Annotated in this window: 13 protein-coding genes and 1 pseudogene; 13 read left to right on the top strand and 1 reads right to left on the bottom strand. The window is 43.0% G+C overall.

Going from position 1 to position 13,677, the window contains the following annotated elements; genetic code table 11:
• Positions 1-117: 117 nt before the first annotated feature.
• From AC4HAL_RS02735 to AC4HAL_RS02760, 6 genes are all read left to right on the top strand, one after another.
• Positions 118-393 (top strand): TIGR04197 family type VII secretion effector, encoded by a 276-nt coding sequence (locus AC4HAL_RS02735; RefSeq protein ID WP_491092870.1) that lies wholly within the window; start codon positions 118-120, stop codon positions 391-393.
• Between the two features lie 10 nt (positions 394-403).
• Complete coding sequence (locus AC4HAL_RS02740; RefSeq protein WP_491092871.1) at positions 404-1,447, top strand: hypothetical protein; 1,044 nt, start codon at positions 404-406, stop codon at positions 1,445-1,447.
• Positions 1,444-2,976, top strand: coding sequence for a hypothetical protein (locus tag AC4HAL_RS02745; RefSeq protein ID WP_491092872.1), 1,533 nt, complete (start codon positions 1,444-1,446; stop codon positions 2,974-2,976). Before AC4HAL_RS02740 ends, AC4HAL_RS02745 begins: the two co-directional genes overlap by 4 nt.
• A 1-nt stretch (position 2,977) precedes the next feature.
• Complete coding sequence (locus AC4HAL_RS02750) at positions 2,978-3,688, top strand: TipC family immunity protein (RefSeq protein WP_491092873.1); 711 nt, start codon at positions 2,978-2,980, stop codon at positions 3,686-3,688.
• Positions 3,689-3,800: 112 nt separating this feature from the next.
• Positions 3,801-4,403, top strand: coding sequence for a hypothetical protein (locus AC4HAL_RS02755; protein ID WP_491092874.1), 603 nt, complete (start codon positions 3,801-3,803; stop codon positions 4,401-4,403).
• Position 4,404: 1 nt separating this feature from the next.
• On the top strand, positions 4,405-4,998 hold the full coding sequence (locus tag AC4HAL_RS02760; protein ID WP_491092875.1) for a hypothetical protein: 594 nt from the start codon (positions 4,405-4,407) through the stop codon (positions 4,996-4,998).
• A 239-nt stretch (positions 4,999-5,237) separates the two neighbouring features.
• On the opposite strand, the pseudogene AC4HAL_RS02765 reads toward AC4HAL_RS02760, so the two are convergent.
• Positions 5,238-5,402: pseudogene (locus AC4HAL_RS02765) on the bottom strand (IS3 family transposase); the annotation flags it as partial.
• Between the two features lie 676 nt (positions 5,403-6,078).
• Between AC4HAL_RS02765 and AC4HAL_RS02770 the strand changes: the two are divergent.
• From AC4HAL_RS02770 to AC4HAL_RS02800, 7 genes are all read left to right on the top strand, one after another.
• Complete coding sequence (locus tag AC4HAL_RS02770) at positions 6,079-6,453, top strand: DUF1149 family protein (RefSeq protein WP_491092876.1); 375 nt, start codon at positions 6,079-6,081, stop codon at positions 6,451-6,453.
• 1 nt (position 6,454) lies between these two features.
• Positions 6,455-7,306 carry a DegV family protein gene (locus AC4HAL_RS02775; RefSeq protein WP_491092877.1) on the top strand — a complete coding sequence of 284 codons (852 nt, stop codon included), beginning with the start codon at positions 6,455-6,457 and terminating at the stop codon, positions 7,304-7,306.
• Positions 7,307-7,391: 85 nt separating this feature from the next.
• Complete coding sequence (gene dapB / locus AC4HAL_RS02780; protein ID WP_491092878.1) at positions 7,392-8,159, top strand: 4-hydroxy-tetrahydrodipicolinate reductase; 768 nt, start codon at positions 7,392-7,394, stop codon at positions 8,157-8,159.
• Complete coding sequence (locus AC4HAL_RS02785) at positions 8,156-9,358, top strand: CCA tRNA nucleotidyltransferase (RefSeq protein ID WP_491092879.1); 1,203 nt, start codon at positions 8,156-8,158, stop codon at positions 9,356-9,358. The genes dapB and AC4HAL_RS02785 overlap by 4 nt, the downstream gene beginning before the upstream one ends.
• A 114-nt stretch (positions 9,359-9,472) precedes the next feature.
• Positions 9,473-11,341: an ABC-F family ATP-binding cassette domain-containing protein gene (locus tag AC4HAL_RS02790; RefSeq protein WP_491092880.1), complete on the top strand. Its 1,869-nt coding sequence runs from the start codon at positions 9,473-9,475 to the stop codon at positions 11,339-11,341.
• Positions 11,338-11,823, top strand: a complete 486-nt coding sequence (locus AC4HAL_RS02795) for a GNAT family N-acetyltransferase (RefSeq protein ID WP_491092881.1) — start codon at positions 11,338-11,340, stop codon at positions 11,821-11,823. Before AC4HAL_RS02790 ends, AC4HAL_RS02795 begins: the two co-directional genes overlap by 4 nt.
• 105 nt (positions 11,824-11,928) lie before the next feature.
• Positions 11,929-13,668 carry an ABC transporter ATP-binding protein gene (locus AC4HAL_RS02800; protein WP_491092882.1) on the top strand — a complete coding sequence of 580 codons (1,740 nt, stop codon included), beginning with the start codon at positions 11,929-11,931 and terminating at the stop codon, positions 13,666-13,668.
• Positions 13,669-13,677 lie beyond the last annotated feature (9 nt).

The raw sequence follows: 13,677 nt of genomic DNA on the forward strand, positions 1-13,677 counted from the left end.
CTTGCTGGTGATAAAAGAATTAAAGATGATAAAAATCCTTGACAGATAAACCTTTTGAAAGCTAGAATAAGTCTGTATTTATTATTACCATTTTAGGTTTTTATGAGGAGGAATTTCATGGAAATTAAAAGTAGTTTATCTGCCGCTCAATTGCATGCCAGTCAGTTTTCATCCAAGGGAGGTGCGCTGGGTGGTCTGGGTGAAGTATCCAAGGATGACGCCACAACTGTGGCCGGCAATACTAAGGCGCATGAAGCGCTGGAGACGGTTAAATCAGCCCGAGAAGCGATCTCTGAACTGCTGAGTCATGCTTCTTCAAATATTCACAGTGTTGCCAGTGAATTTGAGACTGTTGATGCCCATCAGGCTCAGGCTATTCGTTCAATTTTGTGAGGGATCAGCCATGTTTCAGTTCTTTAGACAATTATTCAGACGCTCAAGCACTAGTGCTAATGGACAGTATCAGCCATTTAAAGATTATCCGCTGCCCCAACACACACCTGACCAGTTTAGGGAGATGGCTTCTCAATCCCTGACAGGCTCTGCTCAGCCGTCCGTTCAATCGGTCAATCCTGCTAGTGTTCAGGTCCTACCAACTGCAACGTCGTCTCAGCCAGCAGCCCCTCAGTCTGTTCAGCCTGTGAATCTAGCTGGTTCCCCAGTGGTTTCGCCAGTGCCTGTTCAAGCAGGCTCCAACTTGGATGTGACATCGCAGTCAAGACCAGATTCAGCTCAGAGCGTTCAATCAGTCTCTCTGAGGCAGTCGTCTGTTCCTAAGCAGGAGACAACGCCGTCTCAGTCGGAGCAAGGGCAATATGTGCCCAAACAGATGATTGCTGACAAGCCAGTTAAATCAAAACAGGGGACTAAAAAATCTGTTCCTAACACCAATTCAGATTGGCAAAGAGGAACCAGCCGAACCTTAATTCTAGAGAATGGGCGGCCAATCTCTAGCAGCGGCGTTCGGCCGATCCCGCCCAGTAAAGAGGACTTGGAGGAGCTGGAACGGCGCCGAGCCCGCATTAAAAAGGAGGCCGAAGCCGAAGCCAAACGTCAGGAGAAGCGCAAGCCCATAAAGGCCAAGGAAGCGGAACAAAGCCAGCTTTGGCAGCAGGAACAGGACTTGTATGATGAGGAATATGAGCTCCAGTCTAAAAGTCGGCGGTTAGAAGAACACGAGCAGATGGCCGGTGATGTCTTTAGTCAGCTGGGCGGTGTCTTAGAAGGTCTGGCCTACGCTTATCAATTTTCTGGTGAGCCAGCAGGGAACCGCCATAGTTTCTTTCAAGAGCGGGACAGCGCCAGTTATTTACTGGAAGAAGCCAAAGAGGCTGTACAGGTTCGAAAAAGGCAGGTTATCGAGAAACAGGGATTGTTTTACGATCAGCGTCAGAAACTGACGATTGAGATAGACGATTTAGAAGAGGAGATTCGAAAGATTCCATGAGTATTGATATGTATTTGGAGCAGTCACAGGCTCAGGCAGCCAGTGCTAAGGCCTTAGCCCAACAGGAGATTCAAGCTTATGAAGAACTGGAGACAGCCTTAGAAGAATTTGAGAACAGCCAAGCTGATTTAAAGGGAAAGGCTTATGATTCTGCCCGCCTCTATTCGGAGAGCGTTCTTCGTCCTTTGGTTGCCGGTGCCAAGCGTTTAGCGCAGGCGGTTGGTGAGGCTGTTCAGCGCTTCCCAGAAGCTTATATGGAACAGGTGGCTCATGAGAGTCTGAAAGAATCGGAGCTGGAGATGGCTATTGCCGAGTTAAATCTGCGGATTTCCAACGCTCGGGATGCGGTTGACGCTATGAATCTGGATCGCCATGATGCCAATGAAGGGGCGCGGCTGAACAGCTACAATCGGATGATTGAGATAGGGGAGAGCAGCAAGCGGGTTTTGGAGGAGAAGTTGGAGAAGCTCCGTGCCTTTCATGCTTCCTCTCCGCAGCTATTTTCAGAGATTGATGCCCTGAAGTCTGTGGTTGAGACGGGCTTATCCGAGGCAGGCCAGTGCTGGGACAGTAAGAGCGGGACTTTTAAGGTGCCGAAAGACAAGGACTGGGTGAAACAGCTCAATACCATGATGGTGAAGGCTGGTGAAGTGTTGAGCGTGTCCAAGGAAGAACGCGTTGCCTTTAGAAACATGTTACAGACCCAGTATGGTTTTAGTGCTGAAGAAGCTGATATTATGCTGGATGTTTATGTTGGCTTGGTCAAGGAATATGACGGTAATAAAGATAAGGCTAACCAGCAGTTCTTCGTCTATATGGGTTCATTTGTTTATGGTGATAGCTATGTTGGAGGTTATTCATGGTCATATGTTGGAGGGTTGATCAAACCTGATGAGGTTGAGAAGAAGCTAAAAGATTTAGGGATTAGCTCTAAAAAGATTGAGATCCTTAAAACTGCGATTTGGAACCAATCTAATGTGACTGGGCTTTCTGGGACAACCAATGAGGAACGGCTAAAAGAGCTTGCAAAGGTTTATGATATGGATGCCGGAGATGATAATGATAGGAAACGTTTACAAGAGTTGTTAGATCAATATGGTGGCAAAACGGATTTTGCCCATACCAGCGCAACTGTTTCTGCTCATTATAAGAAAAATTTTTTCTTTGATGGTACACAAAATAAATATGCGGGATACTACGGTGATTTAACGATTCCAGGAGATATTTCGATGAACAATGGGGATTATCATGCGGATCTGGATGCGGTGAACCTCTATAATCAATTAAAAGGAGGCAAGAATCTTGTCACCTCTATGAATACTTATTTTGATAACGTAGAATCTGACGATAGTTATCGGGCTGAACAGTTTGTGACCAATATTGGAGATGGTGATTATGACAAGGGTATGAAAATTCTTGAGTCAGAATATGAAGTCTATACCTTTCAGGCAGGGGAAAACCCCTTGTACAAAGACTTTATAGACAGTCTTAAAGAAAAGAGTGATGACCTGAAAGTAGATGGTAAGTGATATGAAACGTCATTATAAGCTATTATTGGCTATTCTACTCACCTTACTTTTAGCTGGTTTTGTTGCTTTATCTGTATTAAATCATCAGACGCGTCAAAAAAGTACCAATATTTTTGATGAAATGTATTATGATGAGACATCTTTTGCGACTCGAGTTTTCCATTTTGGGGGCACCCATTTTAATCACGTAAAAGGTGTTAAAGCTTATCACAGGGGACGCGGAGATGAAGGAGCTATCCCCATTGAAGGACCTAATTCTAGTTATCGTTATGATAAGTCTACGTTAGAAGAAGGTAGACGATATCTGAATATCTATTTTTACTACCCTCCTGATACTCTTTACAACGATGGTATTGTTAGATTTTCTACAAATTGGGCTTTGGATGATGATTATAACATTGGTATTAATTACTACTATAATGCCAAAACAAAAGTTCTGTCTAAATCATATTATATTTATGTGTCTCAGCATGATGAGATTCTATACACAGGTAAGCAGTCCTCTGAGATTGCTAGAATATTGAAAAAGAAAAATATTTCTGAAGTGGAAATCTACCATTACGGCGACAAAAGTCTGCACAAGATTTTAAAGGATTGGTCTTCTGTCTATCACAGTCGTTTTTCACCAAATATTGAGCACTGGGGCAAAGTAGAGGTCAAGGAAGTTCGGACTACCTCAGATGATGACTTAGAGGAACTGACATCAAAGTAAAATGAAACGAAGTTACAAGATCTCTCCAAGTAAAAAATATTTAAAAATCTATTTTAAATCTTAATTTTCTGTGCTACACTGATGAAAACAGGATAATAAAGGCGAGGTCAGAATGGTAGAAATAGAAAATAAAAGAGAATGGTTCGGTCCATTACCCCAAGGAGCAGCTAGTAGGCGCCCTATAACCACTAAGGTAAAAACGATAATAGTAGGTGCCCTCATCTACTCGCTGGCATTCTATGGTATTGTTATTTATCGATATGTGACAGGTCAGGCTGATGGTTACTGGCGATTTGTGGCTGAGAGAAACTATAATCTGGTTACAGAGCGATGGGAAGAATGGGATGACGAGTACGATGGCTGGAAACGACCAGTCTTAGTAGTAGCATCGCAAAGAGTGACCATGTACCGCTATGGCGACCATGTCAATAGCTTGGTTATTGATGAGCCTCAAAATAGCTACCGCTTAAATCCTCTATCAAGAAAAGTTGTGCCAAACTTATCGGTAAAGGCCTATAAAAAGATGGTAAATAGTGAGGGTGATGGCAGCAATGGTGAAGAACCCTTGGAAACATATGCTAAGAGGTCTAAAATGACTTATAAAGTTAGTGGTGATTATCTGACTGTGACCTACTTTCATGAGGATGGCAGTTTGGAAAAACAAGTTAAGTATAAGTATATCGAGGACGCTGATTTTCATTTGGAGGCTGTATAGGATGTTATGGATTAAGTCTTTTAATAAGAGACAGCTGAACCTCCTCAAGTGGCTAATACCAAGTATACTATTGCTCCTTGGGGCAGGCTTCTTTTATCGCTATATGACTGGTAATATTGATGGCTATTGGTTGGAAGAATCTAGTTATAGGTACCATTATGCAAAGGATGTCTGGGAGGAAGATAAGGAAAATAGTAGTCCGGATTTGGTTGTTGCGATGGGTAGTCAATATCGTGAATTTGACAAAGATTACTACGAAGCTGAAGGAGATAATGAGTATGTAGCTAGTGATCCGCTATCAAACGGAATCAAGATAAAAAAATTCTCAAGGACTGTGGTCAACCGTTATTCATCAAGTGACTACGCCCGTCATTTGAGTCGGATTCAAGATGATTTTGACTTGACTGAGCCTTATGTGAATGGTTTTGCTCATACATATGCGTCTCGTTTACCAAGATATTACAAGAGGAAGGGGAATCGCCTGATTCTAACGACTTATGACAGAGAAGGAAGAAAGTCTCAGATTTCAACTTACAAGAAAATTTCTCCGAATAAGATTAAACTTTCAAAATATCCGCCTTATGAGAATGTATAACTTAGGAGGGAACCATGCGTGGGAAAAAGGCGATAATGGTAGGAAGCAGAAGCGGTCTAAATTAGGTTTGCAAGCTAAGCAAGATAAGAAAATTAAAACCATAGCATAACTCCTCGAAATGTTGGATAGTTTTCCACTATCAATATTATCTCAATTATTGGAGGGCTCTGCTATTGCTTCAGTCCTGAATGATTCATACGGGATTGTGCACTGACCCCTGAAAGTTGGATAAGAAATTATTACAAGGATTTAGTTTTGTGTTGGACGGGACTAAGTCCTTTTAGTTTTGTTTTAATGCGTTTATTATTGTAGTTAAAAATGTAATCTGTAATAGCTTGTTCTAGCTCATCAAGAGTCTGGTAAGATTTTTCATAGCCGTAAAATATTTCAGACTTGAGAATTCCTAGGTTGGCACATATTATCGGTTTTATGTTTGTGAGGATTATGGTAAATGGACTTTTGCTCATGCATAAATTTAATTTTACTCACTTTGAAAGTAGTGCCTTGGCTGTTATATTTACAGGTTTGATTCTATTTGTCATAAAAGAAATCCTCGTTCAAATGCTCAGAGCTGGATGAAAAAATAGCAGAGCTATTCAGCAAGAAAGTTGGCTCCGTTTTTTTAGCTTTGATGGCGATACCTTATCAGCAAAAGGAAAGGCTGCCTTATCAGTCCATCCTGAAATTGTTAAATGCCCCCCGAAAAAAATTTGGAGCGGTCTTATAATTTGTAGGCATCATAAAGCTAGCTCTAGTAAGTCCTGCTGGACTTTAATACAAAAAGTCTGCCTCCTCCTTTAGCAGAAAAAAGCGACACTCTCTTACTTTTGTATTTCTAGTGAAGGTCTTTGAAGAGCGGCAGAAGTATGCTATAATAAGCTGTATTGAGTAATTCCTACTCGTTGAAAATAAAAATATCTTACGAACTTGGGCTTGCTCTAGCTCGGTTTTAGTTGAGAAAGCTAATCTTTTCTTATTTCCAATTTCTAAGGGGTATAAAATGCCCTCCAGAGCAGCTCGGGCTTTGCCTTGTCCAATTTAATTTTCTTTGAGTAGTTGTTTAGTAGTTAGGAGAGAAAAATGGAATTAACGCGTGATCAAGTTTTTGTTAATCAGTACCACTATGACGCTCGTAATTTGGAGTGGGAGAAGCAGCACGGGGAGCCTAAGACTAATGTAGAAGTAACCTTCCAGTTGGTCAGCAAGGATGAGGAAAAATATGAGACACACTTGGTGTCGGTTCTCCAGTTCCAAATTGTACGCAGTGAGTTTGTTATTGCTGGTGTTATTTCGCAGATGGTTCATCTTAAAAACCGCCTCGTCAATGAGCCTAAGGAATTTTCACAAGAAGAAGTGCAAAATTTAGCAGCCCCTCTTTTGGAGGTCTTGCAGCGCATGACTTATGAAGTATCAGAGATTGCTTTGGACCGTCCGGGTATCAGTCTAGAGTTCTAAGATGAAACTAGCAATTATCACAGACTCATCAGTCTATTTGCCGTCGGAATTTTTGGATCACCCAGATTTGTATATCTTAGATATTCCGATTATGATAAATGGTGAGACCTATGTTGAAGGGAAAAATTTGACTATTGAGGAGTTTTACCCTAAGATGCGTCAGGCTGCTAGTCTACCTACAACCAGTCAACCCAGTATCGCTGAGCTGGATGATATTCTGACCAATCTAGTTATCGGTGGCTATACACATGTATTGGGACTCTTTTTGTCCAGCGGTATCTCAGGATTCTGGCAGAATATCCAATTTTTGATTGATGAGCATAAGGAATTGACGATTGCCTTCCCAGACAGCAAGATCACCAGCAGTCCTATGGGGTACATGGTGATCTCGGCTCTGCGTATGGCTGAATCAGGTCGGAGTTTTGAAGATATTCTAGCTTCTGTTCAGTTCATGATTGATGGGACGCAGGCTTATATCGTAGTTGATGACCTCAATCATCTAGTCAAGGGCGGCCGCCTCTCGAACGGTGCAGCCCTTTTGGGTAATCTCCTGAGCATTAAGCCCATCATGTACTTCAACGATGGAGGTATTGAGGTTTTTGAGAAGGTCAGGACAGAGAAAAAAGCCTTCAAACGTTTACTAGCTATCCTCGATCATCAATCCCAGCAGGCAAACTGCCAGACTTGGATTATTGAGGCTAATGCCAAGAGTAAGGCTGAACATTTTCGCCAGCTTTTGGTAGACAGTGGTTATCAGGGTCCCGTTGATATTGTGCCTTTTTGTGGCGTGATTTCGACCCATCTGGGTGAAGGAGCGGTTGCTGTTGGATTTACACCGATAAGAAGCAGCTGACTGATAGACTGTTTGCAGATAGTATTATAAGGCTGAAGGCAGGATTGGCATGGTGCCAGAGGTACTATAAGAGGAGGAAAGAAAGATGCGTATTAAAGTTATTGTTGCAGGTTTTAAAGGACGGATGGGCTCAACTGCAGTCGACATGGTTAAAGGCGATGCCGATCTGGAATTGGCAGCCCTCCTAGATCCTTTTGCGACTGAGAAAGAAGTCGATGGTGTCCCTGTTTTTACTGACAAGAAGGATTTAGTTGGTTTCGATGCCCAAGTTTGGGTGGATTTCACCATGCCTAAGGTTGCCTATGAAAATACTCGCTTTGCCTTAGACAATGGCTTTGCGCCTGTCGTTGGAACAACAGGCTTTACCGAAGAACAAATTGCTGAATTGGTAGCTCTTTCTGCTGAGAAGAGTCTAGGTGGTTTAATTGCCCCTAACTTTGCGATTGGAGCGATTTTGCTGATGGAATTTGCAGCCAAGGCTTCTAAGTATTTCCCAGATTTGGAAATTATTGAACTCCATCATGATAAAAAAAAGGATGCCCCAAGCGGTACGGCAATTAAGACGGCGGAGCTGATTCGTGAAGCGCGTGATTTTAAACAACAAGGTGCTCCTGATGAAGAAGAGAGTATTAAGGGTGCACGCGGGGCAGCTTTTGACGGTTTCCGCATTCATTCGGTGCGCTTACCTGGTTTGGTAGCCCATCAAGAGGTGATTTTTGGGGCTGAAGGTCAAGGACTAACTTTGCGCCATGATTCCTACGACCGCGTTTCCTTTATGAGCGGTGTTAACCTCGGTATCAAGGAAGTTGTTAAACGAGATAAACTTGTGTACGGTTTGGAACAGTTGCTATGAGATTAAAACAGTTGCCTTCTGAATTTCAGGAGGCTTTGCCAGTGTTAGAGAAAATAAAGCAAGCAGGATTTGAAGCTTATTTTGTAGGTGGTTCAGTCCGTGACGCTTTGCTTGGCCGTCCCATTCATGATGTCGATATCGCAACTAGCTCTTATCCACAAGAGACCAAGGAAATTTTTGATCGAACGGTTGATATTGGTATCGAACATGGAACAGTTTTGGTCTTGGAAAACGGTGGTGAGTATGAGGTGACCACTTTTCGGACGGAAGATGCCTATGTGGACTATCGCCGACCTTCCAGTGTTTCTTTTGTGCGCTCTTTAGAAGAAGATCTTAAAAGGCGTGATTTCACTGTCAACGCCTTTGCTTTAGCTGAAGATGCCCGCGTTATCGACTTATTTAATGGTTTGAGTGATCTGGACAATCATCTCTTGCGCGCTGTCGGTAAGGCTCAGGAGCGTTTCAGTGAAGATGCTTTGCGAGTTATGCGCGGTCTGCGCTTTGCGGCCAGTCTTAACTTTTCTATTGAGGAGCAGACTTTTGCTGCTATGGAACGCTATGCTCCGCTCTTAGAAAAAATTTCGATTGAACGTATTTTCATTGAATTTGATAAATTGTTAACAGCTCCCCATTGGAAAAAGGGACTGCAAGCTCTAATCGACAGCCAAGCTTACGAGTATCTGCCAGATCTAGCGGGAAAAGGACCGGCCTTGGAGCAGTTTTTAGTGGTGTACGAAGATAATTTTGTTTTTGCGACAAGCGAACAAGCTTGGGCAGCTCTTTGCTTAGTTCTGGAAATTAATGATGCGGTTACCTTTTTGAAAAAATGGAAGACGGCGACTCATTTTCAAAAAACAGTAGCTGATCTCGTGGCTATCTACCGTTATCGTCAAAAGTCTACGCATAGCAAGCGGACACTTTATGACTACGGTAAGGAGTTGGTCTTACTGGCTGAAAGTCTGCGTCAGGCACAAGGACTAATAGTTGATTTCCCCTTGATTGAGCAGCTGGACGAAGCGCTAACCATTCATGATAAACATGAAATTCTTATCAAAGGCGGTGACCTGATAAAGGAACTGGGACTAAAGCCGGGACCAGACTTAGGGCAGATTTTGAGGAATATTGAAGAGGCCATCGTTCAAGGCGGACTTCCCAATGAACGGATGGCTATCTTGGATTTTGTTAAGAGCGGACTCTAAGGGGATTTTAAATATGATAAATCTCACTGCCTGTGCTTAGGGGCCAGAGATCCTTATTTTATCTGCCTTTTGGAAAGTCATTGAAAAATTTAGTAGTGTAATAGGGAGAGAGCAATGAGTGATTTTAGCGCTGAAAATCTAACCAAGACGGTTGGGGATAAGACTGTTTTTCGGAAGATTTCTTTTATGATTCATGAGGGTGACCGAGTCGGTCTCATCGGAGTCAATGGAACAGGAAAAACTACACTTTTAGATGTTATAGCAGATAGACTGGGATTCGATGGGGATGTCTCTCCTTTTCGTAAGCCTAAGGATTATCAGATTGCTTACTTGACGCAGGAACCTGATTTTGATGATAAGCGAACGGTTTTAGATACCGTTTTGTCTTCTGATTTGCGTGAGATGGTTCTAATTCGGCGCTATGAAGCACTGATGCTGGATTATCAAGCAGGATATCAAGCTGAACTAGAGCGTGTTATGGCTGAAATGGATAGTCTCAATGCCTGGAGCGTTGAAAGTGAGGTTAAAACGGTGCTGACTCAACTGGGGATTTCTGACTGGACTAAACAGGTTGGTCAGCTTTCTGGTGGCATGCGTCGGCGGGTGCAGTTGGCTCAGGTCCTCTTGGGCGAAGCTGACTTACTTTTACTGGATGAACCTACCAACCACCTAGATATTGATACAATTGCTTGGCTGACCCTTTACCTCAAGAATTCTAAAAAGACAGTCTTTTTCATTACACATGACCGCTATTTCTTGGACAATGTCGCAACACGAATTTTTGAATTGGACAAGGCGAGTTTGATAGAATATCAAGGAAATTATCAGGACTATGTCCGCCTCAAAGCAGAACAGGATGAGCGCGATGCAGCGGCCCTGCATAAGAAAAAGCAGCTTTATAAGCAAGAACTAGCTTGGATGCGCACTCAGCCACAGGCTCGAGCGACCAAACAGCAGGCACGTATTAATCGCTTTAAGGAATTAAAAGGTGATCTTAGCCATGCTAATGCAAAAGCAGATCTGGCTATCGATTTTGAAACGAGCCGAATTGGTAAAAAAGTACTGAACTTTGATCAGGTCAGCTTTTCCTATCCTGATAAGCCCATTTTGCAAGATTTCAACTTGCTGGTGCAGAACAAGGATCGTATTGGGATTATCGGGGATAACGGTGTTGGGAAGTCAACCCTGCTCAACCTAATCAGTGGGGACTTGGAACCAACTGGTGGCCGTTTGGATATTGGTGAGACAGTGCGTATTGGCTATTTTTCTCAGCTCATTAAGGATATGGATGAGTCCAAGCGAGTGATTACCTATTTGCAGGAAGTCGCAGATGAGGTGAAAACATCTGTTGGTACGAGCAGTGTGACTGATTTGTTAGAGCAATTTTTATTCCCGCGCTCTACTCATGGTACCCAGATTGCCAAGCTATCTGGTGGTGAGAAGAAGCGTCTTTATCTGCTTAGAATTTTGCTTGAAAAGCCTAATGTTCTCTTACTGGATGAACCTACCAATGATCTTGATATAGCCACTCTGACAGTTTTGGAAGAATTTTTACAGAACTTTGGCGGCGCTGTTATCACCGTTAGCCATGATCGCTATTTCCTAGATAAGGTGGCTAATAAAATTCTGGCTTTTGAAGACGGCAGCGTCCGTGAATTCTTCGGTAATTATACGGACTATCTGGATGAGCAGGAATTTTTAAAAGCCAATGCAGCAGTGATTCAAAAATCTGAAAGCTCCAAAGTCCACAAACCCAAAACAGATAAAAGACGGATGTCTTATCAAGAGAAGCAGGAATGGGCAAGTATTGAAGAAGATATTGCTGCTATAGAAGCTGATATTTCAACTATCGAAGCTGAAATGCAAGACTGCGGCAGTGACTTTACTAGGCTGAGCAAGCTGCAAAGTGATTTAGACAGCAAAAACGAACAGCTCTTGGAAAAATATGAGCGTTATGAATATCTAAGTGAGATGGAAACATGAGGATTCGACCGATTGAACCCGATGATAATGCTGCTGTTGCGGCTCTTATCCGCGATAGTCTTCAGGCCTATGGTCTGGATAAGCCAGAAACAGCCTATGATGATCCCCAGTTAGATGATTTGGCTGGTTATTACGACAGGGTGAAGTCATCAGCTTATTTTGTCTTAGAAAACGATGGTGAAATCGTTGGCTGCGGTGGTTTCGGTCCTTTGTTTAAGCAAACGGCTGAGCTGCAAAAGCTCTATCTAGCGGCTGATTATCGCGGACGAGGACTTGCCAGCCAACTTGTTGAGAGGATTGAAACAGCAGCGCGCACTCTAGGGTACGAGCGGATTTATTTGGAAACTTCCAGTCTTTTGGATCAGGCCGTAGCAGTATACGAACATCTTGGTTATAGCCAGTTGGCCTCTCCCTTGCAGGCCGACAGCCCTCATACTGCTATGGATATCTGGATGGTAAAATCTCTGGCAGAAGGGATATAAGAGATGATTCATTTTATGCTATTATAAGCAAAATTAGCAAGGTGGATGTTGATTATTTATTGAATAGTATTCAAATACTAAATGTAAAATTTAGAGAGGAAAACTATGAACCTAATTTGGTCTTATTTGAAAAAGTATCCTAAGTGGCTGGTTTATGATTTGTTTGGTGCTGTTTTATTTGTCGTGGTCAATTTAGGCCTACCGACAGTTTTAGCGCGGATGATTGATTTAGCGATCAATCCTAAAGATAAGCAGGCACTTTATTTTTGGGCTGCCATCATGTTTCTGGTCGTACTTGCCGGAATTGTTGGGCGAATGACGCTGGCCTATGCAACCGGGAAGTTGTCCACTAATATGGTTAAGGATTTGCGTAAGGACATGTATGCCAAGCTTCAGGATTATTCCCATGAAGAGTATGAAAAAATTGGCGTATCTTCTTTGGTGACACGGATGACAACGGATGCCTTTGTCCTCATGCAGTTTTCTGAGCAAAGCTTACGGATTGGCGTTGTTACGCCCCTGATGATGAGCTTTTCGGTTGTTATGATTTTGCTGACCAGTCCTTCATTGGCCTGGGTTGTTGCAATTTTTATCCCTTTTTTGATTGCTACCATTGCTTATGTAGCTGCCAAGACTGGTCCGCTCTCGGAGAAACAGCAGAAGACTTTAGATAAGATAAACCAGTACGTCCGGGAAAATCTGACCGGTCTCAGGGTTATCCGTGCTTTCGCCCGCGAATCCTTCCAGGAGGAGCGCTTTGATAGCAAAAATAAAGATTATGCGGGCATTTCAACTCAGCTCTTTACCTTAACAGGACTGACAGAGCCTCTGTTTATCCAGATTATTGTAGCTATGATTGTCGCCATTGTCTGGTTTGCTTTGGAGCCCCTGAATAAGGGAAGCTTACAGATCGGAGATCTGGTCGCTTTTATTGAGTACAGTTTCCATGCTCTCTTTTCTTTCTTGATTTTCGCGAATCTTTTTACCATGTATCCGCGTATGGTGGTTTCCAGCCACCGTATTCAGGAAGTGATGGCTATGGACTTGTCCATCTCTAAAAATCCAGACGGGGTCACTGAGACTCAAAGCCGAGGTTACTTAGAATTTGACAGTGTCACCTTTGCCTATCCTGGCGAGACAGAAAGCCCAGTTCTTCATAATATTTCTTTTAAGGCAGGTCCGGGTCAGACGACAGCTTTTATCGGATCGACTGGTTCTGGTAAGTCTTCATTGGTCAGTCTTATTCCGCGTTTTTACGATGTAACTTTGGGCAGGATCCTAGTGGATGGTGTCGATGTTAGAGACTATAATCTCAAGGCCCTGCGCCAGAAAGTTGGTTTTGTCCCGCAGAAAGCCCTGCTATTTACAGGCTCCATTGAGGAAAATCTCAAATATGGTAAGCAGGATGCCACAGTTGAGGACTTAGAAGAAGCTGCTAAAGTTGCCCAAGCCAAGGAATTTATTGACAGTCGTGAGGATGGTTACGATACTCATTTAGCTGAAGGTGGCAGCAATCTGTCCGGTGGGCAGAAACAGCGCTTAGCCATTGCTCGAGCGGTTGTGAAAAAGCCGGATATTTATATTTTTGATGATTCCTTCTCAGCTCTTGATTACCGAACGGATGCTGAATTGCGTCGCCGTCTCAAAGAGGTTACGCAAGATGCCACTGTTCTCATTGTTGCCCAACGGGTTGGAACTATTATGGATGCTGATCAAATTATTGTGCTGGATGAAGGCGAAATCGTTGGCCGCGGAACTCACGATGAGCTAATGGTTTCTAATGAAATTTACCGTGAAATTGCTGATTCTCAACTTAACAGTAGCAATCAGCTAGAAGAAGCATAGGAGGAAAAG

It is taken from the genome of Streptococcus sp. ELY_125 (genome assembly GCF_058314535.1).